Here is a 24,890-nt window from a genome sequence, read left to right on the forward strand (position 1 = left end):
CTCAACCCCTCCTCGTCAGCAGTGCCACCGGGTACGTCGCCAGCAGCTCCGCCACCGGCACCGGGCCCGCCGGGAAGGTGCGCAGCGACAGCCGGTCCGTCCAGGGGCCGCCGGCCGGCAGGTCCAGTACGGTGTCCCGCCAGCCGCCGGCCTTGGCCAGCCCGTACGGCAGCCGGGTGACGGCGGTGACCACGTCCTCCCCCCGGGCGAAGGCCAGCAGGTGGTCACCGGAGAGGTCCACGGCGGCCAGCGGCCGGTAGGCGCCGAGCGGGCCGGAGCGGCGCAGGTGCAGGGCGGTGGCGGTCAGGTGGAGCTTCTCCCGGGCGAGGTCGCCGGGGCGCGCGGTGGCCGCGTCGGTGAGCCGGACGGCGAGTGCGCCGAAGTCGACCACGCCCCGGTTGTCCGGGTCCACCAGGGTGTACAGCGGCTCCTCGCTGCCCTGGTAGAGGTCGGGCACGCCCGGGACGGTCAGGTGCAGCAGCGCGGCGGCCAGGGTGTTGGAGCGGGCGTACGGGGTGAGGGCGTGCACCAGGCCCTCGATCCGGGGGAGCAGTCCGGCGTTGCCGAAGACGGCGCGGGCCCGCTGCTCCAGGGCCTGCTCGTACCGGGCGTCGGGGGCGGTCCAGGAGGTGTGCAGCTTGGCCTCGCGGACGGCCTTGAGCAGGGCGGCGACCAGCCGGTCGGGGCCGATCGGCCAGCCGGCGACCAGGGTGTGCCAGAGCAGCCAGTCGGCGTCCCGGTCGAGGCCGGGCGCGGGCGGCCCGGCGGCCGCGGACCAGGCGGCGGCCTCGGCGGCCCAGGCCTCCGGCTGCTCGGCGAGGACGGCGAGCCGGGCCCGGGCGTCGGCGCTGCGCTTGGTGTCGTGGGTGGAGAGCACCGTCATGCTGTGCGGCCAGGTGCGCTCCAGGTGGCGGCACCAGTCGTGGAACTCGGCCGGAGGCAGTCCGGGCCGGCCCGGCTCGCCGCCGACCTCGTTGAGGCCGGGCAGCGCGTTCCAGCGGTAGAAGGCGGTGTCCTCGACCCCTTTCGCGGCCACCGCGGCGGCGGTCTGGGCGAACCGGGCGCAGAACTCGTCCCGGTCGGGGCCGGGCCCCAGCCGGCCGAGGGCGAGGGCGGCGATCAGGCGTTCGGTCGGATCCTCGAAATCCGCCCCCAGCACCCCGCCGAAGTCGAGCGCCGCCTCCCCGGGCCGCGCGTACGGCCGGTACACCGGGTAGTCCGTGAGCAGTCGGCGCAGCGCCGCGCGCAGCTGCCAGGGCGCGTGGTCGGCGTGCGCGGGGTCGGCGGCGCCGATCCGCAGCGCGATCCGGACCAGCCGTTCGATCTCGGCGGCCAGCTCGCCCCCGGGCCCGGTCATGTCGGCCCGGCCGCGCCGGGCGGCGGCCACCGCCGGGTGCGGGTCGGCGCAGAGCCCGGCGGCGGGCCCGCCGTGCCGGAAGGCCTCGTACGCCCCGGCGAGCCGGCAGGCGCCCGCGTGGTCGGTGAGCACGCCGTCGATCCGGCGCAGCGCGTCGTAGCCGGTGGTCCCGGCCACCGGCCAGTCCTCGGGCAGCCGCTCCGCGCCGGTGAGGATCTTCTCGACCACCGTGTAGGCGCCGCCGGTGACGTCGGCCAGGCGGCGCAGGTAGCCGCGCGGGTCGGCGAGCCCGTCCGGGTGGTCGATCCGGAAGCCGTCCAGGACGCCGTCGGCGTGCAGTCGCAGCAGTACGGCGTGGGTGGCGGCGAAGACCTCCGGGTCCTCGACCCGGACGGCGATCAGCTCGTTGACGGTGAAGAACCGCCGGTAGTTGAGCTCGGTGCGGGCCAGCTGCCACCAGGCCAGCCGGTACCACTGCCGGGCGAGCAGGTCGGCGAGCGGCAGCCCGGCCGTCCCGGGGCGCAGCGGCAGCTCGTGCCGGTGGTAGCGCAGCACCTCGCCGTCCACCACCAGCTGGTCGAGGACGGCGCCGAGCCGGTCGCCGAGCAGCGGCAGCAGCACCCGCCCGCGGCCGGGGGCGTCGGCGGGGCCGGGCTGCGCCGTCCAGTCGATGTCGAACCAGCGCGCGTACGGGGAGTCGGGCCCGTCCCGCAGCACCTGCCAGAGCGGCCGGTTGAGCCGCTCGGGGACGGGCACGGCCATGTGGTTGGGCACCACGTCGGCGATCAGCCGCAGGCCGTGCCGGTGGGCCTCGGCGGCCAGGGCGCGCAGTGCGCTCTCGCCGCCGAGCTGCTCGCTGATCCGGGTGTGGTCGACGGTGTCGTAGCCGTGGGTGGAGCCGGGGGTGGCCTCCAGCAGCGGGGAGAGGTGCAGGTGGGAGACGCCGAGTGCGGCCAGGTAGGGGACGGCGGCGGTGGCGTGGTGGAGGGTGAAGCCGGGCTGGAGCTGGAGGCGGTAGCTGGCGGTGGGGTGAGGAGCGGTGGGGTGGGTGGCGGTGGGGTGGGTAGCGGCCGGGCGGGGCTGCGCGGGCTCGGCGGCGGAGGTCATAGGTCCATAGGTACCCGGCCCGGCCCGCCGCCAAGACCCGCTGCTGATCCGAACAGGTGAGCGCCCGGGGGATCAGGCGGGCCGCTGCAGCACCAGCAGCGAGCGGTCGGTGAGCCACAGCGCGTCCCCGGCCTTGACCCGGGTGCCGGTGCCGGGGGCGGGCAGCCGGGGCTGGGCGGTGTCGACCACGACCTGCCACTCCTGCCCGTGGTCGGCGGGCACGGTGAACTCCAGCGGTTCGAAGTGGGCGTTGAACATCAGCAGGAAGGAGTCGTCGACGATCCGCCCGCCGCGCCGGTCCGGTTCGGAGATGGCGTAGCCGTTGAGGAAGACGGTCAGCGACTTGGCGTAGCTGGCGCCCCAGTTGCGCTTGGTCATCTCCTCCCCGGCGGGGGTGAACCAGGCGATGTCGGTGAGGTCGTCGTAGCCGCTCACCGCCCGCCCGTGGAAGAACCGCCGGCGCCGGAACACCGGGTGGTCGCGGCGCAGCCAGATCATCCCCTGGGTGAACTCCAGCAGTCGGGCGGCCGGCCCGTCGCCGTCGGGCCAGTGCACCCAGGACAGCTCGTTGTCCTGGCAGTAGGTGTTGTTGTTGCCGAGCTGGGTGCGGCCGAGTTCGTCGCCGTGGGAGAGCATCGGCACGCCCTGGGAGAGCATCAGGGTGGCGATGAAGTTGCGCTGCTGGCGGGCCCGCAGCTCCTCTACGGCCGGGTCGGTGGTGGGGCCCTCGACGCCGCAGTTCCAGGAGCGGTTGAAGGACTCGCCGTCCCGGTTGTCCTCGCCGTTGGCCTGGTTGTGCTTGTCGTTGTAGGAGACCAGGTCGCGCAGGGTGAAGCCGTCGTGGCAGGTCACGAAGTTGATGGAGGCGATGGGGCGGCGGCCGTCGTCCTGGTAGAGGTCGGAGGAGCCGGTGAGCCGGGAGCCGAACTCGGCGAGGGTGGCGTTCTCGCCGCGCCACAGGTCCCGCACGGTGTCCCGGTACATGCCGTTCCACTCCGTCCACAGCGGCGGGAAGTTGCCGACCTGGTAGCCGCCCTCGCCGAGGTCCCAGGGCTCGGCGATCAGCTTGGCCTGGGAGACCACCGGGTCCTGCTGGACCAGGTCGAAGAACGAGGACAGCCGGTCGACCTCGTGGAACTGCCGGGCCAGGGTGGCGGCGAGGTCGAAGCGGAAGCCGTCCACGTGCATCTCGGTGACCCAGTAGCGCAGCGAGTCCATGATCAGCTGGAGCACGTGGGGGCTGCGCATCAGCAGGCTGTTGCCGGTGCCGGTGGTGTCCTCGTAGAAGCGCTGGTCCTTGGCGAGGCGGTAGTAGGAGACGTTGTCCAGGCCGCGCAGCGACAGCGTCGGCCCGAGGTGGTTGCCCTCGGCGGTGTGGTTGTAGACGACGTCCAGGATCACCTCGATCCCGGCCGCGTGCAGCGCCTTCACCATGGACTTGAACTCCTGCACCTGCTGGCCGCGGTCGCCGGTGGAGGAGTAGGAGGAGTGCGGGGCGAAGAAGCCGATGGTGTTGTAGCCCCAGTAGTTGGCCAGGCCGAGGTCGCGCAGTCGATGGTCGCGGACGAACTGGTGCACCGGCATCAGCTCGATCGCGGTGACGCCGAGCTTGGCCAGGTGCTCGATCACCGCCGGGTGGGCCAGCGCCGCGTAGCTGCCGCGGATCTCCTCGGGGATGCCGGGGTGCAGCCGGGTGAGGCCCTTGACGTGGGCCTCGTAGATGACGGTGCGGTGGTAGTCGGTGCGCGGCGGGCGGTCGGTGCCCCAGTCGAAGTACGGGTTGATCACCACCGAGTGCATGGTGTGCGGGGCGGAGTCGAGGTCGTTGCGGCGCTCGGGGGCGCCGAAGTGGTAGCCGTAGACGGACTCGTCCCAGTCGATGTGGCCGCTCATCGCCTTGGCGTACGGGTCCAGCAGCAGTTTGGCGCTGTTGTGCCGCTGGCCCAGGCCCGGGTTGTGCGGGCCGTGCACCCGGAAGCCGTAGCGCCGGCCGGGCTGGACGCCGGGGAGGTAGGCGTGCCGGACGAAGGCGTCCGTCTCGCGCAGTTCGACGGCGGTCTCCGAGCCGTCCTCGTCGATCAGGCACAGCTCGATCCGGTCGGCACTCTCCGAGAACACCGCGAAGTTGGTACCGGCCCCGTCGTAGGTGGCGCCGAGGGGGTAGGGCTTTCCGGGCCAGACCTGCATGAGTCCTCAACTTCCTTGTGACATGCGGAAACTGATGTGTGGTCCGACAGGTGGTCCGACAAACTGCCCGGACCCGGACGCTCTCTTCCCGGCCGGGCGGCCGGGCATGTGCGGCGCCCGCGCGCCGTGACGCGCGGCACAGCCCGCACACTCCCGGAGATACTCCCCGAGCCCTTCCCCGACGGCCGGGAGGTACCGCCGGGGTTGGGCCGAACGGGTGTCCGGCGGGCATTCGTGTGAAGAGTGGGGTCGGGGCCCGTCCGGCGGCAGTGGTGCGCGGGAGCCGGGCCGGTGGTGCGCGGGAGCCCGTCGGCCATCCGGCTGCGGGCGGCTCGCGGCGGGCAGTACCCTTGATCGTCCGGCCGCCCCGGCCGACCGGTGCTAGTCAACGGCCCGTCAATGGTCCCCGCGCCCGCGGGGGGTCAGCCGCAGATGAGGTGGCGCATGGTGTTCCCCGCTGGCGGCGGCCGTGGTTCCGGGCCCGACGGCCCCGACCGGGGCGGTGCCCGCAGCGAGGCGCCCACGGTGGTCATGCGCCCCGCCATGACCGGCCGCGCGCTCGTCCCGGCCCAGAGCGGCCCGGTGGAGGTCCCCGCGCTCGCCTGGTCGGCCGGCGAGTGGGAGGACGCCTACCAGCGGGTCCGGCTGTCCGGCCGCGCGTACGTCTGGCTCAACCTGGTCGAGCAGCGGCTGCGCTCCCTGGTCGACGAGGTGCTGCACCCCATCTACGCCCCCGCCCACGGCGAGGACTGGGTCACCGCCGCCGCCGGTCCGGCCGGCGAGGAGTGGGCCCACCGGGCCGGTGCGGTGCGCGAGGTCAGCCGCCGCAAGGGCTACCTCCTCGACCCGGCCGACGACGACCCGCTGGTCTTCCTCACCCTGCCCCAGCTGCGCGAACTGATGGTCCAGCACTGGCCCTGCTTCGAGCCCTTCCTCGCCGACCGGCGCGAGATCGAACTCGCCCTGGACGAACTGGAGGTGGCCCGGCACGTGGTCTCCCGCAACCGGGTGCTCACCCAGACCGTGCTGGCCCAGACCGAACGCGCCGCCGCCCGGCTGCTCGCCGTCCTGGACGGCGGCGCGGGCGGGGTGCCCGCCGACGTGGTGGAGTCACTGGTCGCCGGACGCTACGCGGACGTGGTCGCGGTGCACGCCGACCGGGTCCGGCTGCAGCGCGACCTGCCGGTGGAGGACCTGCTGGACGGCGCCCGACGCCTGGACGCGCTCGGCATCGGCCTCGGCATGCTCTGCCAGAACTACACCGGCAAACGGCTGGTCCGCCTCGCCGGCGAGGGCTGCCGGGTCCGGCTGCTGTTCCTCAATCCGGCGAGCAGCGCGGTGCGCCGCCGCGAACGCGAACTCGGGCTCTCGCGCGGCGAGTTGTCCCGTTCGATCGAGATGAACATCATGCACGTGCGACGGGTCCGGGCCCGGCTGCGGGACCAGGGCGGATTCGAGATCCGGGTCTTCGACGAGACTCCGCGCTTCACCGCCTACCTGGTCGAGGGCCCCCGCCCCACCGGCCCGGTGGCCGGCCGCCGGCAGAGCCGCGACCTCGGCGTCATCCAGCCCTACCTGCGCCGCTCCCGGGGCATGGAGTCCCCGGCACTCATCCTGCGCGGCGGCGCCGGCCAGCAGCCGGGCGGCACCGAGCCGGGGCTGCTGGAGGTGTACCGGGAGGAGTTCGAGGGGGTCTGGGCGGACGCCCGGAACGTCTCCTGACGGTCCGCATCATGAGATAACCGCTGGTGGAGGCCGTGCGGGCGGTGGAACACTGCGCACCGTGAACAGCCTCCCCGCCTGGACCCTGGAACCCGCCGGACCCAAGGACCTCGAACCCATCGTCGAGCTCAAGGCCCAGGTCATGCGCACCGACCTGGAACGCCTCGGGCGCTGGGACCCGGACCGCTCCCGGGACCGCGTGCGGAAGTCCTTCTCCACCCGGCACACGTCCGTGCTGCGGGTCGGAGGAGCCTTCGCGGGCTCGGTGACGATCCGACCCGACGAGCACGGCGGGCGCCACCTGGAGCTGTTCTACCTGGCCCCGCACCTCCAGGGCCGCGGCCTCGGCACCGCCGTCCTGCGCCACCTCCTCGCCGAGGCGGACGCGGCGGGCGAACCGGTCCGCCTGAACGTCCTGCAGGGCAGCGCCGCCCAGCGGCTGTACCAGCGGCACGGCTTCACGGTCGTCCACGAGGACCCGATCGACGTCTTCATGCTCCGGGAGCCGGCCGGGTGACCCCCGCCGAAGCCCGCCGGAGCCGGGACCAACGGGACGAGGACGTCCGCGCCGAGGCCCGCCGGCCGACGCGGGCTCATCACGTGGAGTAACGATTCTCCCAAAGCCCCTGGTCGACGCGGTCACGGCCGTGGTAGGTGTAGGCCCCGTGAAGATCACGGGGGATGACGGGGCCGTACTGCGCCTCGAAGACGTACACCGCACCTACGGCACCGGCCCGGAGGCCGTGCGAGCGCTCAGGGGGGTGGACGTCACCTTCGAGCGGGGCACCTTCACCGCCGTGATGGGCCCCTCCGGCTCCGGCAAGAGCACCCTGCTGCAGTGCGGCGCCGGCCTCGACCGCCCCGACAGCGGCCGGGTCGTCCTGGACGGCACCGACCTCGCCGGGCTGACCGAGACCCAGCTGACCGTCCTGCGCCGGCAGCGACTCGGCTTCGTCTTCCAGGCGTTCAACCTGGTCGGCTCGCTCACCGCCGAGCAGAACGTCGGCCTGCCGCTGCGCCTGGCCGGGCGCCGGCCGGACCGCGCCGAGGTCCACCGCGCGCTCGCCCAGGTCGGCCTCGGCGAGCGCACCGGCCACCTGCCGTCCCAGCTCTCCGGCGGCCAGCAGCAGCGCGTCGCCATCGCCCGCGCCCTGATCACCCGGCCCCGGGTGCTGTTCGCCGACGAGCCGACCGGCGCCCTGGACAGCTCCAGCAGCCGCGACGTGCTCGCCCTGCTGCGCGAACTGGTCGACCGTGAGGGCCAGAGCACCGTCATGGTCACCCACGACCCGGTCGCCGCCTCCCGCGCCGACCGGGTGCTCTTCCTCGCCGACGGCCGGATCGTCGACGACCTGACCAGCCCGAGCGCCCAGCGGATCGCCGAGCGGATGACCGCCCTGGAGACGGCGGGGACGCCGGCATGACGTCCCTCGGCACCCTGCTGCCCGTCGCCGCCGCGAGCCTGCGCCGCCGCAAGGCCGCCTTCGCCGGCTCCTACGTCGCCCTCACCCTCGGCGTCACCCTGGTCGCCACCACCGGCACCCTGCTGGGCGACACCGCCGGGGACGACTCCCCGCTCGGGGCCCCCTCCCTGCACAAGGTGCTCCAGTTCACCTCGGCGATGGCCGCGTTCGTCGCCGTCTTCGTCGTCGCCGGCACCTTCGCCTTCGCCGTCGCCCAGCGCCGCCAGGAGATCGCGATGCTGCGCGCCGTCGGCGCCACGCCCCGCCAGATCGTCTGGCTGATCACCGGCGAGGCCGCCGTCGTCGCCCTGGTCTCCGCCGTCAGCGGTTGCCTGCTCTCGCTGCCCGGCGCACCCGCGCTGGCCGCCTGGCTGGTCGCCCGCGGCGCCGCCCCCGAGGGGTTCAGCGCCCGGCCCGCCGTCGGGCCGATGCTGCTGGCCGCCGCCGTCGGCCTGCTGGTCGCCCTGCTCGGCGCGGTCACCGCGGCGGTCCGGGCCGGGCGGGTGCGGGCCGTCGAGGCGCTCGGTGACGCCGCCGTCGACCGCACGGTGATGACCAAGCCGCGCTGGGCCTTCGCCCTGCTCTCGCTGCTCGCCCTGGCCGGGGCAGTCGCCTACTACCTGTCCGCGGCCACCATGCCGCCCGCCCCCGGCGACCAGCCGGACGACCCCCAACTCGCCTCCCAGTGGGTGCTCGGCGCCGACCTGATCACCATCACCACGCTCGCCCTGTTCGCGCCCGTGGTCGTCCCCGCCCTGGTCCGGCTGCTCAGCGCCCCGCTGGCCCGGCTCACCGCCGCCGCCCCGCTGCTCGCCCGGCAGAACGCGCTCACCGCGGTGCGTCGCACCGTCTCCACCGCCACCCCGGCCTTCCTCACCATCGCGCTCGCCGGCACCGTCGTCGGCTCCACCGCCGCCTTCGCCGACGCCATGACCGCCCAGGCCGGGGCCACCGCCGCCGCCCGGTACGTGCTGCGCCCCGGCGGCCAGCCGCTGCCCGCCGACGCCGCCCACCGGCTCACCGCCGCCCAGCCCGGTCTGCGCGCCACCGCCACCACCGCCACCGTGGTCACCGGGCTCGGCGCCGACCGGCCCGCCTTCGACGACCACGGCGAGGATTCGCCCGCCACCGTGCCGTCCGCCGCCACCGTCGTCGACGGGGACCTCGCCACCGCCTGGACCCTGCCCGCCGTCCAGGGCAGCCCCGCCGACCTGCACGGCGCCACCCTCGCCGCCTCCACCGACCAGGCCCGCGGCCACGGCTGGAAGCTCGGCGACCAGGTCAACCTGCGCCTCGCCGACGGCACCGTCACCGGCCTGCGGCTCGCCCTGGTCTACCGCACCCAGCTCGGCCTGGACGAGGTCCTGCTCAGCGGCGAGGCCGTCGCCGGCCACCTGGGCGGCGCCCGCCCCGGCGCCGTCCACCTCAGCGCCGAGCCCGCCGACCGGCTCGGCGGCGCCCTCACCGACGCCCACGACCCCGGGCCCGACCCCAACGCCCACTACGCCTGGATCGCCACCACGACGATCCTCGGCCCCGCCCTGCTCTACGCGCTGATCGCCATCGTCAACACCATGGTGATGAGCGCCGCCGACCGCCGCCGCGACTTCACCGTGCTGCGGCTGACCGGGACGGTGCGCCGCCAGGTGCTCCAGATGGTCGCCCTGGAGGCCGTCCTGGTGGTGGCCACCGCCGCCGTGCTGGCCCTCGCCGTCACCGCCCTCACCCAGTACGGCACCACCGCGCTGCTCAACCACCGCATCCTGGCCGGGCAGGCGAGCGTGGCGCTGCGGCTGCCCTGGCTGCCGCTGGGCGCGGGCGCGGCCGTGTGCCTGCTGCTCGCCGTGGCGGCCAGTGTGCTGCCCAGCCGGCTCGCGCTGGCCGGGCGGCCGGGGCGTGTCTGACAATTCGCGTCGGATCAGCGGGAGTTGTCAGACGCGCCCCTGACCCTGGCCGGTCGGCCGGGACCGTGACGGCCGCCCTGACGGCCGGGTTGTCGGTGGGGCGGGTGATGATAGGGGCTGTTTCGCTGGCGGACGGAAGGACAGACCTGATGACCTGGTGGCAGCAGCCACTGGTCGGCTTCGACCTGGAGACCACGGGCACCGACCCGGCCGTGGACCGCATCGTCACGGCCGCCCTCGTGGACACCGTCGGCGCCGTCCGGGTGGAGGCCGCCCACTGGCTGATCGATCCCGGAGTGCCGATCCCCGCCGAGGCGGAGGCGATCCACGGCATCGGCGACGCGGTCGCGCGCAGCAGGGGCCGGCAGCCCAAGGAGGCGGTGGAGGAGATAGCCGCCGCGCTGTGCGCGCGGATCGCGGACGGTCGGCCGGTGGTGGCGTTCAACGCGCCGTTCGACCTCTCACTGCTCGACGCCGAGCTGCGCCGCTACGGGCTGCCCACGCTCGCCGAGCGCCTCGGCGCCCCGGTCGGGCCGGTGCTGGACGCCCTGGTGATCGACCGGACCGTGGACAAGTACCGCAAGGGCTCCCGCACCCTCCAGCGGGTGTGCGAGGTGTACGGGGTGGAGCTGACGGATGCCCACGAGGCGGGCAGCGACGCACTGGCCGCCGTCCGGGTCGCCGTCGCGCTGGCCGCCCGCTACCCGGCCGAGGTGGGGGAGGTGGCCCCGGACGAACTGCACCGGCGGCAGATCGGCTGGTACCGGGAGTGGGCCCAGGGCCTCCAGGACTGGCTGCGCCGCGGCAAGGACCCGCTCGCGGTGGTCGACCCGCGCTGGCCGTCCAGGCCGGACCCGGGGGACGGGTGACGGCCGTACGCCTCGCCCGCCCCGAGGACCTGCCCGGCTTCCTCGCGCTCGCCGCCGAGGTCGAGCACTGGTTCGGCCCGATGGTGGCCGAGCCCGGCTTCCACCGCGCGGTGCGGAGGACCGCCGCCCGGGGCCTCGCCACTGTGGCGGAGGACGAGCGGGGCCCGCTCGGCGGCCTGCTGTTCGGCACCGCGCCGGACGGACCGCACCACCTGCACTGGCTGGTGGTCGCCGAACGCGCCCGGGGCACCGGCGTCGGCCGGGCACTGGTCGAGGACGTGCTGCGCCGCCACGTCCACGCCCCGGCCACCGTCGAGGTGGTCACCTTCGGCCCGGACCACCCGGGGGCGGTGACCAGCGGTGCCCGGGTGTTCTACGAACGGCTGGGCTTCACCCCGGCCGAACCCACCGACCCCGGCCCGGAGGGCGGCTCCCGCCAGGTCTACCGGCTGCGTCTGAGCTCACCCGGCCCGGCCCGGCCCGGCCCGGCCTCAGCCGACCTGACCTGACCTGACGGCCCGGGGGCGCTCTCCGGACCGGCGGCATCAGGGCGGCCGGTCCTACTGGAGGTCCAGCCCCACCGGGTGCGCCACGTCCACCGGGCAGACGAACACGTGCAGTTCGCCGTGCCGCCCGACCGACAGGTCCGGGCCGCCACCGCTCTCCACGGTCAGCAGGTGCGTCATCCGCTCGCCGCAGCGGCCGCAGTCGACCGGGACCAGGTCGGTGAGGTGCCAGGACGGCCAGCCGCCCAGCTTCCAGCCGTCCGCGCGGCCGTGGTCGCGCTCGTACTCGACGCCCCGCCGCTCGGCGAAATCCGCGATGGCGCGGGCGAGTTCCCCGGGCAGTTCGTCCCGGTCGGGCAGGTCGAGGAGCTGTTCGGGGCGCACCGCGCAGGGCTCGGGCAGGTACTCCCCGGCGCTGCGCAGCGGCGGCGGGGGAGCGGCCGGGGCGAGTGCGGCGGCGCGCTGCCAGTGGAGTTCGACGGCGGGGCCGTAGTAGTAGCGCTCGCCCTGGAGGTCGTCGTGGTCGTTGGGGCACCAGAGCACCTGGAGCAGGTCGGTGCCCTCCGGCCAGGGCAGGTGCGGGGCGTCCTCCGCGCGGATCAGGGCGAGCGGGACGAGGGCGGTGGCCGGGGACTCCACGGGGGCCGGCCGGGGGTATCCGAAGTCGTCGTCCGGGTGGTGCGCGGTGCAGTGCGGCCAAGGGGCTCCGGCCGGCCACTCGGCCGGGCCGCCGATCCGGCTCGCCCCGGGCAGCGGCCGGCCGGGCTGGGGGTGCAGCAGGGTGGCCGGCCGCAGGTAGCGGGCGAGGCCGGGGACGGCGGCCACGAGGTCGGCGGCGCTGGGCGCGGTGGCGGTCACGGCGCCCACCCTACGGTCGCCGCCCCGGACTCCGTCGGGCGGCCCGACTGCCTCAGGAGGCGGGGAAGTCGAAGGTGTACCCCTGGGAGACCAGCCAGGGCAGCAGCTGCTTGAGCGCGGCCACGGTCTGGCTGCGGTCGCCGCCGCCGTCGTGCATCAGGATCACCCCGCCGGGCTTGAGCTGCTTCTGCACGGTGGAGACGATCGCCGACACGCCCGGGCGGGACCAGTCGCGAGGGTCGACGGACCAGCCGAGCGAGTCCATCCCGAGGCCGGCCGCGATGTGCTCGTTGTCGGCGTTGAAGCCGCCGCCCGGGGCACGGAACCAGTCGATCCGGGTGCCCGGCCCGCCGGCCTTGACGATCATGTCGCGGGCGGCGCCGATCTCGTACACCGCCTTGTCGTGCGGGAGCTTCTCGAACGGCTGCGGGTGGTGGACGCTGTGGTCGCAGAGCCGGTGGCCCTCGGCCAGGATCCGCTTGACCAGGGCCGGGTTGGCGGCGGCGTTCTGGCCGATCTCGCAGAAGGTGGCCTTGACGTGGTACTGGGCGAGCAGGTCGAGGACCTGCCCGGTGGCCGGGCCGGGGCCGTCGTCGAAGGTGAGCGCGACGGTGCGGCCGCCGGAGGCGGTGGAGCCGATCACCTTGGTGGCCGATCCGGGATGGGCGGGCGGTGCGGGCGGTGCGGGCGTGCCGGTGGGCTGGGGCCGGCCGGACGCCGGCGGGGCCGCGGGGGTGCGCGCCTTGGCGCCGGCCGGCGGGGCGGCGTGGTCGGTGCCATTGCCGGTGTCGGTGCCGGTGCCGACGGCGTCCGAGCCGGCGGTGGGCGCGCCGCCGCCGGCACCCGTGCCGGTCGGCTGCTGCGGGGCGGGGCTGCCCGTGCCGGTGCCCGACGCGGTGCTGCCGGCGGCCCCGGTGGCGCTGCTGGAACTGCTCGGCTGGAGCGCCCCGCTGGCGGTGCCGCAGGCGGCCAGCCCCAGGACGGCGGCCACCGCGACGCAGCCCGCGATCAGCCGGCGGCGACCGGTGGCCGAACGGGCCGGGTGGGAGGGGTGGCGAGGGGCGGTCCGGTGCATGGCGGCGGCTCCTGAGGGCGAGAGGGGTGCCGATCCATCGGTCAGGATGACTGTGCGATAGGACGCCGATCGTACGTGTCCCGGTTGCGCGCCGGACCGATCCCGCTTAAGAGTCTTCTCACACCCGACCGGCTTGGCGGCCGTCGCTCGGGCCGGGTAGGGCCGCCCCGTCAGAACGGGTACCAGCGCACCCCGGTCGCCCCGTCGCGGAGCGAGTCGACCCGGCGCCGGAACTCCGCGAGCGCCGCCGGGTTCCCGGCCGCCTGCTGGGCGACCCAGGAGGCGCTGGCGGTCTCCCGGGCCCCGCGCAGCACCGCGAAGCCGGGCCAGTCGCGGACGTCCCAGCCGTACGCCTCGGTGAACGCCCGGTACTCCTCGCCGGGCACGCCGTAGCGGTCGTGGGCGAGCGCGAGGACCACCAGGTCGTGCTCGCGCAGGTCCTGCGAGAAGGTCTCCAGGTCGAGCAGCACCGGCCCGTCCGGGCCGACGTGCACATTGCGCGGCAGCGCGTCGCCGTGGATCACCCCGGGCCGCAGCCGCGGCTCCAGGCCGGGCAGGGCGGCCGCGAAGGCGTCCCGGCGCTCACGCAGGAAGGCGACGTCCGCCGGGTCCACCTGACCCTCGGCGGAGGCCAGCCAGCGCTCGACCGGCGCCAGCAGGTCACGCCGGCCGAGCGGGAACGGCGGCAGCGGCAGCGCGTGCAGGGTGCGCAGCAGCGGGGCGAGGTCGGCCGGGCGGGCCGGGCGGACGGCGGGGGCGAGCCGGTGCCAGAAAGTGACCGGGTGCCCGTGCGCCGACTGCGGCCCGGGCGCCACCGCCCGGTACGGGTGGACCACCGGGAGGCCCTGGTCGGCCAGCCAGTGGGCGAAGGCCAGTTCGCGCTGCGCCCGCTCGTACAGTTCGGGGCCGCGGCCGACCTTGGCGACCACGGCCGGGCCGCCGAGGTCGAAGACGGCGTTCTCGCCGAGCGCGAGCAGCCGGGCCCCGTCCGGGGAGGGCAGTCCGGCGGTCTCGCAGGCCCGGGTGAGCAGCAGTCGGGCGCGGCCCTCGTCGAAGGGGATCATGGCTGGGCTCCGTTCCGCCGTCGTTCATCCGCTCGTCCGGGGACTCCGGACGGTGATCATCATGACGCACACGATGACGGACGGACCCCGGGGCCCGCGGCGATCCGGGGTCGGGGCGGGGCGGGGCGGGGTCATCCCTCACTCGGGACCCTGAGCCATCCTCCTCGGAGGTAGGGGGTCGGCTCCACCCTGAGGGGGAGGAGACTCCACCCGGAGTACGAGGTCAACGGGGTACGGCCCGGGAGAGACTGGGTCGGGGCTGCTTCGGGGCGGCCCGCAACGGGGGTTGGACCACGGGGGCGCCTTGCCGAGGGCGAGCACGTACTCGTAGGACGACGCCCAGACCTACTTACCTGCCGACCGGCAAGGGCGCGCCGACGCGTGTGACCCGCCGGTCCTGCCGTCGCCCAGTGTCCCGTCCCCCAAGGGCTGCGGTGAACCATGCCCAGGAGGCATCGAGCATGTTCCACCGACTAGGACAATTCGTCGTTCGCCGCGCCTGGTGGGTGATCGCCGCGTGGATCGTCGGGGCGGTCGTCATATCGATCAGCGCTGCGAAGGTCGTCGACCAGACCGACCAGTCGAAGTTCCTGCCCACCCACTACGAGTCCATCCAGGCCTCGGAACTCCAGTCACGGGCCTTCCCGTCCAGCTTCACGCCGTCCGCCCTGCTGCTCTTCGAGCGCAACGACGGCGGCCAGCTGACCAAGGACGACCAGGCCTCGATGGACAAGGTCGTCAAGGGCCTGACGGACGCGCAGATCCCGCTGGTCCAGCAGATCCTGCCGGTGCTCGACCAGTCGAAGTCCAAGGACGGCAAGTACGCGCTGTCCCAGGTCGCCATCGACCAGACCAAGCAGCAGGACCCGCAGTTCACCGACGCGGCCAAGAAGCTGCGTGACGACGGCACCAAGCTCGCCGAGGGCACCGGGCTGAAGTTCCGGGTCGGCGGTGACGCGGCGAGTCAGCTGGACCAGAAGGACTCCTCGGGCTCGACCGACGCCATCGTGCTGTTCGGCGGTCTGGTGCTGGTCATCGTGATCGTCGGCATCATCTTCCGCAGCATCCTGGCCGGCCTGCTGCCGGTGCTGCTCTCGCTGGTGGTCGCGATGCCGGTCTCCAAGGGGCTGATCAACGACGCGATCAGCGCGTTCGACCTGCAGACCACGCCGATGACCTCGGCGATCCTCATCATCGTGGTGCTCGGAGTCGGCACCGACTACTTCCTCTTCCTGGCGTTCCGCTACCGGGAGCGACTGCGGGCCGGTGACGACCGCAAGCAGGCCGTGGCCAGCGCGGTCGGCCGGGTCGGCGAGGCGATCGCCTCCGCCGCCGGTGCCGTCGCGGTCGCCTTCGCGGTGCTGATCCTCTCCAGCCTCGGCATGTTCACCGCGCTCGGCCCGGCGCTGGCCATCGCCGTCCTCGCCACCGCGCTCGTGATGCTCACGCTGGCCCCGGCCGTGCTCGCCGTGATCCCCTCCAGGGCCGTGTTCTGGCCCGGCCGGAAGTGGATGCGGGAGCCCCAGAACGCCCGCTTCGCCGCGCTCGGTCGGATGACCGGCAAGAAGCCCGGCCTGGTCGCCCTGGTCTCCGGCGGGCTGCTGGTCGTCCTCGCCCTGGCCGGCATCAACTACACCGGGACCTACGACCTGGCCGGCAGCTCCATGCCCAAGGACAAGGAGTCGATGGTCGTCCAGGACAAGCTGATGACGGCCTTCTCGGCCGGTGCCACCGACCCCAGCCACGTCTTCCTGACCAGCACCAACGGCGCCAAGCTGAACGACGCCGAGCTGAAGGACTTCGCCGGCCGGATCGGCGGCGTCGCCGGGGTGGCCAACGTGGTCATGCCCACCAAGGAGCGCGGCCTCAGCAAGGACGGCGCCACCGCCGACTTCTCCGTGGAGCTGAAGGACGCGCCGGCCACCAACGAGGCCATCGACACCGTGGTGAAGCTGCGCGACGCCGCGCACGCGGCGGCCCCGGCCGACACCAAGGCCCTGGTCGGCGGCATGACGTCCGTCTTCAAGGACATCAACGCCGCGATGGCCCACGACTACAAGCTGGTCTTCCCGATCGCCGCGCTGCTCATCATGATCATCCTGGGTCTCCAGCTGCGCAGCCTCGTCGCACCGTGGTACCTGATGGCCTCGGTCGGCCTCGGCTTCGGAGCCACCCTCGGCGCCACCACCCTGCTGTTCCAGAACATCAAGGGTGAGGAGGGGCTGATGTTCATGCTGCCGATCTTCATCTACCTCTTCGTGGTGGCGATCGGCACCGACTACAACATCCTGATCATCGCCCGCCTCCGGGAGGAGGCCCGGGAGGGCCGCAGCCCGCGCGAGGCGGCCCGCGAGGCCGTCAAGCACGGCGGCCCGACGGTGGCGGCGGCCGGCTTCATCCTGGCGGCCTCGTTCGCGACCTTCATGCTCGCGGGCAACGTCCTCTTCATGGAGCTGGGCTTCTCGCTGGCCTTCGGCATCGTGCTGGCGGCCTTCGTGATGGCGATGTTCTTCACCCCGTCCGTCACGGCGCTGCTCGGCCGGCGCGCGTGGTGGCCCGGCCACGGCGGCGACGCCCGTCCGGGTGCGGGCCACGCCCCGCGGGTCGGCGCCACGATGTCGCCGGAGCCTGTCGGCCGGCGTTGATCGTGGGCTGAACACGGGCCGAACACCAGGCGGCGCCCCGCTCCGGCGGGGCGCCGTCCCCGTTTTCCCGGGGCGTCAAACGTGATCTGTCGGGCAGAAAAGTCCCCGGTCAATCGGGGTGTCGCCGTGCTACAGTCGAGTCAGTTGCAGTTTTGGTTCCCATGAACGCTTGTGTGCGCCTGCTGGTTCCAACCAACAGGCGCATTTGTTTTGTCCGGTGTTTCAGTCTCCGGATGGGGATCGCGGCTACTTGGGGATTCACGAGGTGTGGATCCCTGATGCCCCAATAGGAGGAGACGGTTATGGCTACCGGCACCGTGAAGTGGTTCAACAGCGAAAAGGGCTTCGGCTTCATCGAGCAGGACGGCGGCGGCCCGGACGTGTTCGCCCACTACTCGAACATCCAGGCGAACGGCTTCCGTGAGCTCGTCGAGGGCCAGCGCGTGGAGTTCGACGTCACCCAGGGCCAGAAGGGCCCGCAGGGCGAGAACATCCAGGTCATCGCCTGACGTCAGCCTCCGAGCTGACGCGTGATCTTGTGATCTCGTGAAGCGGGGGCCCGCACCGAGCACGGTGCGGGCCCTCGTTCATGCCGCCGTACGGCCGGGGCGGCGCACTTCGAGACGACGGCCGACCAGTCCGCGACCGCGGGCTGCCGACCGACGTACGGAGACCCCTTGACCACCCCTGCCCGCACGCCCCGCGACCGTGGCGACCGCACCACCGGCGACCGCTCGACCGCCCGTTCGGCCGAGCGCACCGCCGAGGGCCGCACCGGCCGCCCCCGCCGCAGCGGGGACAACCCCGAGCGCCCCCGCCGCGACGGCGAGGGCGCGGACCGCGCGCGCAAGCCCCGCAACCGCGCCGGTGCCCCGAAGGCCACCCGCACCGCCACCCCGGAGCCCACCGACTTCACCGTCGTCGAGGGCACCCCGGCCCGGCCCCCGGCGGCCTCCTTCGCCGAGCTCGACCTGCCCAAGGCGATCCTGTCCGCGCTCACCCGCGAGGGCGTCACCGAGCCGTTCCCGATCCAGGGCGCCACCCTGCCCGACTCGATCGCCGGGCGCGACGTCCTCGGCCGCGGCCGTACCGGCTCCGGCAAGACCCTGGCCTTCGGCCTGCCGCTGCTCGCCCGCACCGCCGGGCGCCGCGCCGACTCCCGGCACCCGCTGGCGCTCGTCCTGGTGCCCACCCGCGAGCTGGCCCAGCAGGTCACCGACGCGCTCACCCCGTACGCCACCGCCGTCAACCTGCGGATCACCACCGTCGTCGGCGGCATGGGCATCAGCCGGCAGGCCAACGCGGTGCGCCGCGGCACCGAGGTCCTGGTCGCCACCCCCGGCCGACTGGACGACCTGATCGGGCGCGGTGACGTCAACCTGTCCGACGTGGCCATCACCGTCCTGGACGAGGCCGACCAGATGGCCGACATGGGCTTCCTCCCGCAGGTCAGCAAGCTGCTGGAGCAGGTCGCCGAGGGCGGGCAGCGGATGCTGTTCTCCGCGACCCTGGACCGCAACGTGGACCGGCTGGTCAAGCGCTTCCTGACCGACCCGGTCACCCACTCGGTCGACCCCTCGGCCGGCGCGGTCACCACCATGGACCACCACGTCCTGCAGCTGGAGCCCGCCGACAAGGCCTCCGCCACCGCCCACATCGCCTCCCGCGACGGCCGGGTGATCATGTTCGTGCACACCAAGCACGGCGCCGACCGGCTCGCCAAGCAGCTGCGCGCCACCGGCGTGATGGCCGCCGCCCTGCACGGCGGCAAGTCCCAGCCGCAGCGCAACCGGGTCCTGGACCAGTTCCGCGAGGGCGAGGTCACCGCGCTGATCGCCACCAACGTGGCCGCCCGCGGCATCCACATCGACGGCCTCGACCTGGTCGTCAACGTGGACCCGCCGATCGACCACAAGGACTACCTGCACCGGGGCGGGCGCACCGCCCGGGCCGGCGAGTCCGGCACGGTCGTCACCCTGGTGCTGCCCGAGCAGCGCCGCGAGGTCAACCGGCTGATGACGGTCGCCGGGATCCGCCCGACCGTCACCAAGATCCGCCCCGGCGACGCCGACCTGACCCGGATCACCGGCGCCCGCACCCCCAGTGGCGTCCCGGTCGCGCTGGCCGTCCCCGTCGTCGCCCAGCCCGCCGCCCCGGCCGGCTCCGCCGACGGCAAGTCCGGCAACGCGCGCCGCCGCTCCGGCAAGCGCTCCGGGCTGCCCACCGACGTCGACATGAACGGCAACCCGCGCCGCCCGCGCCCCAAGCAGCGCCTCGGCGCCGCCGCCCAGGGCGAGCGTCCGCAGGCCGCCGGGTTCATCGGGCGCTCCTCCGGCCGGGCCCGGCCGGGCAGCGGCTCCCAGTCCGGCGGCAACTACGGGACGGGCCGCCAGCGCCGCAAGTTCGACTGACGGCCGCCCCGGCTCCCGGTCCCGACTCCCGGATCCCGGTCCCGAAGGACGGGCCCCGCGACCTCCCCGTACGAGGGGGGCGCGGGGCCCGTTCCGCGTTCGCGGGCCCGTCCGACCGGCCGGTGGTCAAACAGCTGGCGTGAATCCGCCGAAGCTCGCCTTGAACGAGAGCTTGACGGTGCCCCGGCGAACCCGGATTCTTCTACACGGCCCACACAACTGTCGCACAGTCACCATCCGTGCACAGCTGTCGAGTTGACGTGATTCGCCGAACCGGAAGGACCACCGTCCCGATGCGCCGAACCTCCGCCCTGCTGACCACCGCCCTGCTCGCAGGGGCCGCCGCCCTGGCCGCACCCGCCACCGTCGCCCAGGCCGCGCCCTCCTGCGGCGCCTACGTCGCGGGCTGGAGCGCGATCGGCAGCTGCAGCGGCCTCGACCCGATGCAGACCTGGACCGTCACCGCCACCTGCTACTACTGGAACTCCACCCACACCGTGCAGTTCACCCGCCCGGCCATCGGCGGCATCGCGATCGGGGACGGCAGCCTCTCCGCGGCCTGCGGCGTCGGCGACAGCGTCATGTTCCCGCGCGTCATCCTGGGCGCCACCCCGCCGGCCGGCCCGACCGGCCAGATCACCGGCTACGTCGGCAAGTGCGTCGACGTGAAGGGCGCCAACCTCGGCAACGGCACCCCCGTCCAGATCTACGACTGCAACGGCAGCCTGGCGCAGAAGTGGCGGATCGGCGTCGACGGCACCGTCCGCGCCCTCGGCAAGTGCATGGACGTCGCCGGCGGCGGCACCGCCAACCACACCATGGTCCAGCTCTACGACTGCAACGGAACCGGCGCCCAGCAGTGGCAGGCCCGCTCCGACGGCTCGCTGTACAACCCGCAGTCCGGCCGCTGCCTGGACGACCTCGGCTTCTCCACCGCCAACGGCAACCAGCTCGGCATCTGGGACTGCAACGGCGCCGCCAACCAGAAGTGGCAGCTGCCTGCCTGACGGAGCATCAGGAACGCGTCCCGGTCCGCCGCCCGCGCCCCCGTCGGGCGGCGGACCGGGCTGCTCACGCCCCGCGCTACACCGTCGCCGCCGTCGGGGGCGCCGTGGCCGTTGCCTTCGGGGCCAGCAGGCGCAGCCGCTCCGCCGTCTCCGCGTCCCGCGGCGCCATCACGATCAACTGCAGCCCTTCGGCCGCCAACAGCACGTGCTGGTCGATCCGCAACTCGCCCAACTCCTCGTGCCGCACCACCTTCTCGGCCCCCGAACGCTCCGCCACCTGGTGCTCGTCCAGCCAGCGGTCCGCCTCCGGATGCTCGTCCCGCACCTGCTGGATCGTCCGGCCCAGGTGCCGGCCCACCGCCGTGGCCTCGCCGCCGCGCTCCGCGTAGGCCGAACGCAACTGGGCCAGGAACCGCCGGGCGTGCTCCTCCCAGTGCTCCACCCGGTCGCGGTGCAGGGCGTTGCCGAAGACCACCCAGGCCAGGTTGCACTCCTGCGGTGGCCGCCCGGTCAGCCCGAACAGCGCGTCCGCGCCCGGATTCCACGCCCGCAGGTCCCAGTTGGCGTCCATCACCCAGGCCGGCGCCGGCCACTGCGCGTTCATCAGCCGCAGCAGCGCGGCCGGGACCTCCGCGGGCGCGCTCACCTCCCCGTCCATCGGGTGGCCGCCCGCCAGCCGGAACAGGTACGCCGTCTCCGCCCGGTCCAGCCGCAGCGTCCGGGCCAGACTCGCCAGCACCTCCGGCGACGGGTGGATGTCCCGCCCCTGCTCCAGCCACGTGTACCAGGTCACCCCCACCCCGGCCAGCAGCGCCAGCTCCTCCCGCCGCAGCCCCGGCGTCCGCCGCCGCACCCCCGGCGCCAGCCCCACCTGCTGCGGCGTCAACCGGGCCCGCCGGCTGCGCAGAAAGCCCGACAGCTCCGTGCGGCGCTCCTCCGACTCGTCCATCTCCCCCGTCCTTCCTGGTGGTCGAACTACCAGTATCGCCACGCACTGCCGCCGCCCCGGCGCCCGAGAGAGGCTTGATCACGTCACCGAACGCGCCGGCTCCGAGGAACGCCAGATGAATCGTCAGAACCACACCGTCCGCCGTACCGTGGTCGCCCTCGCGGCGGCCGCCGCCCTGCTCGGCACCGCCGGCACGCTACCCGCCGCCGCGGCCGCCCACTGCCCGGCCCCGGCCGTGATCAACGGCCACGCCCCCACCCTCGTCCCCGAGAGCGCGGTCTGGGACCAGGCCCACCACCGCTTCCTGGTCGGCTCGCTGCGCCACGGCACCGTCTCCGCCGTCGGCCTCGACGGCGGCGTCCGCACCCTGATCGACGACCCCGGCACCCTGATCGAGATCGCCGGCCTGCGGATCGACCAGGCCCGCCGCCGCATCCTGGTCACCAACCTCGACAACGGCGTCGGCGAACGCAGCGGCCCCGCCACCGCCGGCCGGGTCGCCGGCATCGCCGCCTACGACCTCGACACCGGCCGCCGCCTCTACTACACCGACCTCGCCGCCGTCGCCGGCGACGGCGGTAGCCACCTGGCCAACGACATCGCCGTCGCCCCCGACGGCACCGCCTACGTCACCGACTCCTTCGCCCCCGTCGTCTACCGGGTCGACCCCGACGGCACCGGCTCGGTCCTGCTGCGCGACGACCGCCTCACCCCCGCCCCCGGCGCCTACGGCCTCAACGGCATCGCCTACCGCGACGGTCGGCTCGTCCTCGGCAAGTGGGACGACGGCACCCTGTGGCAGCTCCCGCTCCGGGACCCGTCCGCCGTGCGCCGCGTCGAGATTGCCGACGGCGGCGCCCTGCTCCACCTCGACGGCATCACCGCCCGCCCCGACGGCGCCCTCGCGGGCGCCACCAACGCCTTCTTCGGCAGTGGCCGCGACGCCGAGGTCGAACTGCGCTCCGACGACCACTGGCACACCGCCCGCCTCACCGCCGTCCACCCCTCCGCCGACCCCACCCCCACCGCCGTCACCACCGGCCCCGGCGGCGCCCTCTACCAGCTCTCCGGCGGCCTGGCGGCCGCCAACGCCGGCCACCCGGGGGACAGCTTCACCCTGCGGCGGGTCTGACACCCTCCGGCCCGGCGGCGCGCACGGCCCCGGCCGTGCGCGCCGCCGGTGCGTCCGCGCGCCGTCACTCGAGGGAGTGAACGCAACTGGCTTGCCGAATACCAGCACCGCAGGGCCTACCAGCACCGCAAGGCCTCGTGACGGCTCAGGCGGTGAGGGCCGGGAGCGCCTGCGCCGCGTGGCGGGCCCGGTCGTAGCGCTGGAGCAGCAGGGTGGCCAGTTCGGGGGCGGGGCCGAGGACGCCGGCGACCAAGTCGGCCTCGTCCGAGGCCGCCGCCACGATGCGGTCCGGCAGCAGGCCCGGGGCCAGCAGGTACGGGGCGACGGCCGTGTGCTCGGCGCCGGCCGCTCGCAGGGCGGCGAGGGCGTCGGGGACGCGCGGGCCGGCCGCCGAGGCGTAGGCGACCTCGACGGCGGCCCAGCCGCGGGTGCGGCACCAGTCGGCGGCGACGGCGCGGGTGGCGGCGTCGGCGGCCGGGTCGGAGGAACCCGCGGCGGCCAGCACCACGCCGGTCCGGGCGCGGGCCTCGGCCGAGCGGACGTCCAGCCCGGCCTCGGCCAGCCGGCGGTCCAGGGCGGCGAGCAGTAGCGGGGAGGGCCCCAGCACGTCGGCGACCGGCAGCCCGGCGCCGGTGGCGCGCAGCGCGGCGGGGATGTCGTGCTTGGCGTGGAAGGCCCGGTTGAGCAGCAGCGGGACGGCCACCGCGTCCGGGAGCCGGCCGACCACCTGGGGGATCCGCGGCGCGCAGTGGTCCAGGTAGGCGGTGGCGACCTCCAGGGCGGGCCGCTGTGCCCGCACCTCCCGGACCAGCGCGGCCACGGTCGCGGCGTGCCGCGGGTCGCGGCTGCCGTGGGCGATCAGCAGGAGGGCGGGCACCGGCGGCCGCCTCACTTGCCGGAGGCCAGCAGGCCGCGGTTGCGCAGCACCCGGCGCTCGACCGGGGTGAACACCAGCAGCTCGATGGCGATGCCGACGAACAGGATGAGGATGATGCCGAGCAGCACCCCGGACATGTCGGAGAACTCGCGCTGGTCCTCCAGGAACCGGCCCAGGCCGCGGCCGAGGTCGGGGGAGGAGGCGACCAGTTCGGCGGCCATCAGCGAGCGCCAGGAGAACGCCCAGCCCTGCTTGAGCCCGGCCAGGTAGCCGGGCAGCGCGGCCGGGATGAGCACGTGCCGGGCGCCGGTGAGGCCGGTGGCGCCGATGGTGCGCCCGGCCCGCAGGAACAGCGGCGGCACCTGGTCGATGCCGGCCACCAGCCCGTTGGCGATGGAGGGGACGGCACCGAGCAGGATCACCGCGTACATCATCGAGTCGTTGATGCCGAGCCAGATGACGGCGGCCGGCACCCAGGCGACCGAGGGAAGCGACTGGAGGCCCTGGAGCACCGGGCCGATCGCGGTGCGCACCGGCCTGACCCGGGCGACCACCAGGCCGATCGGGGTGCCGATGACGACGGCGAGCAGGAAGCCGGACAGGCCCCGCCACACGCTGGTCCAGATGATCGAGAACAGCGTGCCCTGGTACCAGAGGTCCTGGAGGGAGTGCCACACGTCGGCGGGGCTGGGCAGCTTGTACGAGGAGGTGAGGTGGAAGCTGTACGCGCCCTGCCACAGCGCCAGCACCACCAGAACGCCGATCAGCGGCGGCAGCGCCTTGGTGCGCAGCACCTCGCCGAGCGAACTGCGCTGCGCGGCGACGGAGTCGAGGGCGTCCAGGCCGGCGCCGACGTCGGCGCTGTCCGACCCGGGGCTCTTGTCGAGGACGGGGGCGGTGTCAGTGCTGGCCATGGCGACGGATCTCCCCACGCAGTTCTTCGGTGATCTCGATGGACAGGTCGGCCACGCCCGCGGACTCGATGCGGCGCGGCTGCGGCAGGTCGATCCGCCACTCGCGGGCGACCCGGCCGGGCCGGGAGGAGAGCAGGACGACCCGCTGGGCCAGCCGGACGGCCTCGCGCACGTTGTGGGTGACGAACAGGACGGACAGCTGCCGTTCGGCCCAGATCCGGGTGATCTCGTCGTGCAGGACGTCGCGGGTGATGGCGTCGAGGGCGGCGAACGGCTCGTCCATCAACAGCACCTTGCTGCCCTGGGCGAGGGCGCGGGCCATCGCGACGCGCTGGCGCATGCCGCCGGACAGCTCGTGCACCCGCTTGCCGTACGCGCCGTTCAGGCGGACGAGTTCGAGCAGCCGCTCGGCCTCGGCGCGGCGCTCGGGTCGGGGGACGCCGGCCAGCTTGAGGGCGAGTTCGATGTTCCGGCCGGCGGTGAGCCAGGGGAACAGCGCGTGTTCCTGGAACATCAGGGCGGGGCGGCCGCCGGGCACCTCGATGCTGCCGCGGCTGGGCTCGTCCAGGCCGGCGACCAGGTTGAGCAGGGTGGACTTGCCGCAGCCGGAGGCGCCGAGGAGGGTGACGAACTCGCCGGGCGCGACGTCGAGCGTGATGTCGTCGAGCACGTGGGTCCGGGCGCCGGGGCGGCCGAAGGACTTGTGGACGTGCGAGATCCGCACGGCGGGCGCGCCGCCGTGGGCGTCGGCGCCGGGGGCGTCCGCCGAGGTGGTCAGTGCCGGGGTCATCCGGGCACCTCCTGCGTGAGTGGTCGGGCTGGCTGGCGAGTCGGAGCCGGGGT

20 protein-coding genes are annotated in these 24,890 nt (G+C 74.4%); 11 read left to right on the forward strand and 9 right to left on the reverse strand.

Annotated features, from left to right (window positions below):
• Position 1: 1 nt before the first annotated feature.
• Complete coding sequence (gene treY / locus ACZ7BZ_RS14345; RefSeq protein WP_470358569.1) at positions 2-2,464, reverse strand: malto-oligosyltrehalose synthase; 2,463 nt, start codon at positions 2,462-2,464, stop codon at positions 2-4.
• A gap of 72 nt (positions 2,465-2,536) precedes the next feature.
• Entirely contained in the window at positions 2,537-4,651 is a 2,115-nt protein-coding gene (glgX, locus tag ACZ7BZ_RS14350; protein WP_470358570.1) for a glycogen debranching protein GlgX, read from the reverse strand.
• 444 nt (positions 4,652-5,095) lie between these two features.
• Here glgX and ACZ7BZ_RS14355 point away from each other — a divergent pair, with 444 nt between their 5' ends.
• The 6 genes from ACZ7BZ_RS14355 to ACZ7BZ_RS14380 all read left to right on the forward strand — a co-directional run bounded on the left by ACZ7BZ_RS14355 (position 5,096) and on the right by ACZ7BZ_RS14380 (position 11,118).
• Positions 5,096-6,373, forward strand: a complete 1,278-nt coding sequence (locus ACZ7BZ_RS14355) for an SAV2148 family HEPN domain-containing protein (protein WP_470358571.1) — start codon at positions 5,096-5,098, stop codon at positions 6,371-6,373.
• 61 nt (positions 6,374-6,434) lie between these two features.
• Entirely contained in the window at positions 6,435-6,890 is a 456-nt protein-coding gene (locus ACZ7BZ_RS14360) for a GNAT family N-acetyltransferase (RefSeq protein WP_470358572.1), read from the forward strand.
• A 154-nt stretch (positions 6,891-7,044) separates the two neighbouring features.
• Entirely contained in the window at positions 7,045-7,797 is a 753-nt protein-coding gene (locus ACZ7BZ_RS14365; RefSeq protein ID WP_470358771.1) for an ABC transporter ATP-binding protein, read from the forward strand.
• Positions 7,794-9,740: an FtsX-like permease family protein gene (locus tag ACZ7BZ_RS14370; protein WP_470358573.1), complete on the forward strand. Its 1,947-nt coding sequence runs from the start codon at positions 7,794-7,796 to the stop codon at positions 9,738-9,740. Before ACZ7BZ_RS14365 ends, ACZ7BZ_RS14370 begins: the two co-directional genes overlap by 4 nt.
• Before the next feature lie 149 nt (positions 9,741-9,889).
• Complete coding sequence (locus tag ACZ7BZ_RS14375) at positions 9,890-10,609, forward strand: exonuclease domain-containing protein (RefSeq protein ID WP_470358574.1); 720 nt, start codon at positions 9,890-9,892, stop codon at positions 10,607-10,609.
• Entirely contained in the window at positions 10,606-11,118 is a 513-nt protein-coding gene (locus tag ACZ7BZ_RS14380) for a GNAT family N-acetyltransferase (RefSeq protein WP_470358575.1), read from the forward strand. Before ACZ7BZ_RS14375 ends, ACZ7BZ_RS14380 begins: the two co-directional genes overlap by 4 nt.
• A gap of 51 nt (positions 11,119-11,169) precedes the next feature.
• On the opposite strand, the gene ACZ7BZ_RS14385 is transcribed toward ACZ7BZ_RS14380, so the two are convergent.
• The 3 genes from ACZ7BZ_RS14385 to ACZ7BZ_RS14395 form a co-directional block, all read right to left on the reverse strand.
• Positions 11,170-11,973 carry a YwqG family protein gene (locus ACZ7BZ_RS14385; protein ID WP_470358576.1) on the reverse strand — a complete coding sequence of 268 codons (804 nt, stop codon included), beginning with the start codon at positions 11,971-11,973 and terminating at the stop codon, positions 11,170-11,172.
• 52 nt (positions 11,974-12,025) lie between these two features.
• Entirely contained in the window at positions 12,026-13,048 is a 1,023-nt protein-coding gene (locus ACZ7BZ_RS14390; protein ID WP_470358577.1) for a polysaccharide deacetylase family protein, read from the reverse strand.
• 170 nt (positions 13,049-13,218) lie between these two features.
• Entirely contained in the window at positions 13,219-14,112 is an 894-nt protein-coding gene (locus tag ACZ7BZ_RS14395; RefSeq protein ID WP_470358578.1) for a phosphotransferase enzyme family protein, read from the reverse strand.
• 506 nt (positions 14,113-14,618) lie between these two features.
• Between ACZ7BZ_RS14395 and ACZ7BZ_RS14400 the strand changes: the two genes are divergently transcribed.
• The 4 genes from ACZ7BZ_RS14400 (at position 14,619) to ACZ7BZ_RS14415 (ending at position 20,175) form a co-directional block, all read left to right on the forward strand.
• Positions 14,619-16,757 (forward strand): MMPL family transporter, encoded by a 2,139-nt coding sequence (locus tag ACZ7BZ_RS14400; protein WP_470358579.1) that lies wholly within the window; start codon positions 14,619-14,621, stop codon positions 16,755-16,757.
• 302 nt (positions 16,758-17,059) lie between these two features.
• Positions 17,060-17,266 carry a cold-shock protein gene (locus ACZ7BZ_RS14405; RefSeq protein ID WP_196949043.1) on the forward strand — a complete coding sequence of 69 codons (207 nt, stop codon included), beginning with the start codon at positions 17,060-17,062 and terminating at the stop codon, positions 17,264-17,266.
• Between the two features lie 168 nt (positions 17,267-17,434).
• On the forward strand, positions 17,435-19,168 hold the full coding sequence (locus ACZ7BZ_RS14410) for a DEAD/DEAH box helicase (RefSeq protein WP_470358580.1): 1,734 nt from the start codon (positions 17,435-17,437) through the stop codon (positions 19,166-19,168).
• A 293-nt stretch (positions 19,169-19,461) separates the two neighbouring features.
• Positions 19,462-20,175 (forward strand): ricin-type beta-trefoil lectin domain protein, encoded by a 714-nt coding sequence (locus ACZ7BZ_RS14415; RefSeq protein WP_380451748.1) that lies wholly within the window; start codon positions 19,462-19,464, stop codon positions 20,173-20,175.
• A gap of 76 nt (positions 20,176-20,251) precedes the next feature.
• Here the strand turns inward: ACZ7BZ_RS14415 and ACZ7BZ_RS14420 are convergent, their stop codons facing one another.
• On the reverse strand, positions 20,252-21,124 hold the full coding sequence (locus ACZ7BZ_RS14420) for a helix-turn-helix transcriptional regulator (RefSeq protein ID WP_470358581.1): 873 nt from the start codon (positions 21,122-21,124) through the stop codon (positions 20,252-20,254).
• A gap of 115 nt (positions 21,125-21,239) precedes the next feature.
• Here ACZ7BZ_RS14420 and ACZ7BZ_RS14425 point away from each other — a divergent pair, with 115 nt between their 5' ends.
• Positions 21,240-22,256 carry a hypothetical protein gene (locus ACZ7BZ_RS14425; RefSeq protein ID WP_470358582.1) on the forward strand — a complete coding sequence of 339 codons (1,017 nt, stop codon included), beginning with the start codon at positions 21,240-21,242 and terminating at the stop codon, positions 22,254-22,256.
• Positions 22,257-22,401: 145 nt separating this feature from the next.
• On the opposite strand, the gene ACZ7BZ_RS14430 is transcribed toward ACZ7BZ_RS14425, so the two are convergent.
• Genes ACZ7BZ_RS14430 through ACZ7BZ_RS14440 form a run of 3 tightly spaced genes read right to left on the reverse strand, consistent with a single transcriptional unit; the run spans position 22,402 to position 24,837 of the window.
• Entirely contained in the window at positions 22,402-23,133 is a 732-nt protein-coding gene (locus ACZ7BZ_RS14430; RefSeq protein WP_470358583.1) for a sirohydrochlorin chelatase, read from the reverse strand.
• 11 nt (positions 23,134-23,144) lie between these two features.
• Positions 23,145-24,047 carry an ABC transporter permease gene (locus ACZ7BZ_RS14435; RefSeq protein WP_380451738.1) on the reverse strand — a complete coding sequence of 301 codons (903 nt, stop codon included), beginning with the start codon at positions 24,045-24,047 and terminating at the stop codon, positions 23,145-23,147.
• Positions 24,034-24,837 carry an ABC transporter ATP-binding protein gene (locus tag ACZ7BZ_RS14440; RefSeq protein WP_380451736.1) on the reverse strand — a complete coding sequence of 268 codons (804 nt, stop codon included), beginning with the start codon at positions 24,835-24,837 and terminating at the stop codon, positions 24,034-24,036. Before ACZ7BZ_RS14440 ends, ACZ7BZ_RS14435 begins: the two co-directional genes overlap by 14 nt.
• Positions 24,838-24,890: the final 53 nt, after the last annotated feature.

The sequence above is a fragment of the Kitasatospora sp. NPDC036934 genome (assembly GCF_055608425.1).

Bases quoted from the DNA above. Each gene is read 5' to 3' on its own strand.
- ACZ7BZ_RS14435 (WP_380451738.1), bottom strand. From the start codon at position 24,047: ATGGCCAGCACTGACACCGCCCCCGTCCTCGACAAGAGCCCCGGGTCG.
- glgX (WP_470358570.1), bottom strand. From the start codon at position 4,651: ATGCAGGTCTGGCCCGGAAAGCCCTACCCCCTCGGCGCCACCTACGAC.
- ACZ7BZ_RS14425 (WP_470358582.1), top strand. From the start codon at position 21,240: ATGAATCGTCAGAACCACACCGTCCGCCGTACCGTGGTCGCCCTCGCG.
- treY (WP_470358569.1), bottom strand. From the start codon at position 2,464: ATGACCTCCGCCGCCGAGCCCGCGCAGCCCCGCCCGGCCGCTACCCAC.
- ACZ7BZ_RS14375 (WP_470358574.1), top strand. From the start codon at position 9,890: ATGACCTGGTGGCAGCAGCCACTGGTCGGCTTCGACCTGGAGACCACG.
- ACZ7BZ_RS14440 (WP_380451736.1), bottom strand. From the start codon at position 24,837: ATGACCCCGGCACTGACCACCTCGGCGGACGCCCCCGGCGCCGACGCC.
- ACZ7BZ_RS14395 (WP_470358578.1), bottom strand. From the start codon at position 14,112: ATGATCCCCTTCGACGAGGGCCGCGCCCGACTGCTGCTCACCCGGGCC.
- ACZ7BZ_RS14415 (WP_380451748.1), top strand. From the start codon at position 19,462: ATGCGCCGAACCTCCGCCCTGCTGACCACCGCCCTGCTCGCAGGGGCC.
- ACZ7BZ_RS14370 (WP_470358573.1), top strand. From the start codon at position 7,794: ATGACGTCCCTCGGCACCCTGCTGCCCGTCGCCGCCGCGAGCCTGCGC.
- ACZ7BZ_RS14355 (WP_470358571.1), top strand. From the start codon at position 5,096: ATGGTGTTCCCCGCTGGCGGCGGCCGTGGTTCCGGGCCCGACGGCCCC.
- ACZ7BZ_RS14390 (WP_470358577.1), bottom strand. From the start codon at position 13,048: ATGCACCGGACCGCCCCTCGCCACCCCTCCCACCCGGCCCGTTCGGCC.
- ACZ7BZ_RS14405 (WP_196949043.1), top strand. From the start codon at position 17,060: ATGGCTACCGGCACCGTGAAGTGGTTCAACAGCGAAAAGGGCTTCGGC.
- ACZ7BZ_RS14420 (WP_470358581.1), bottom strand. From the start codon at position 21,124: ATGGACGAGTCGGAGGAGCGCCGCACGGAGCTGTCGGGCTTTCTGCGC.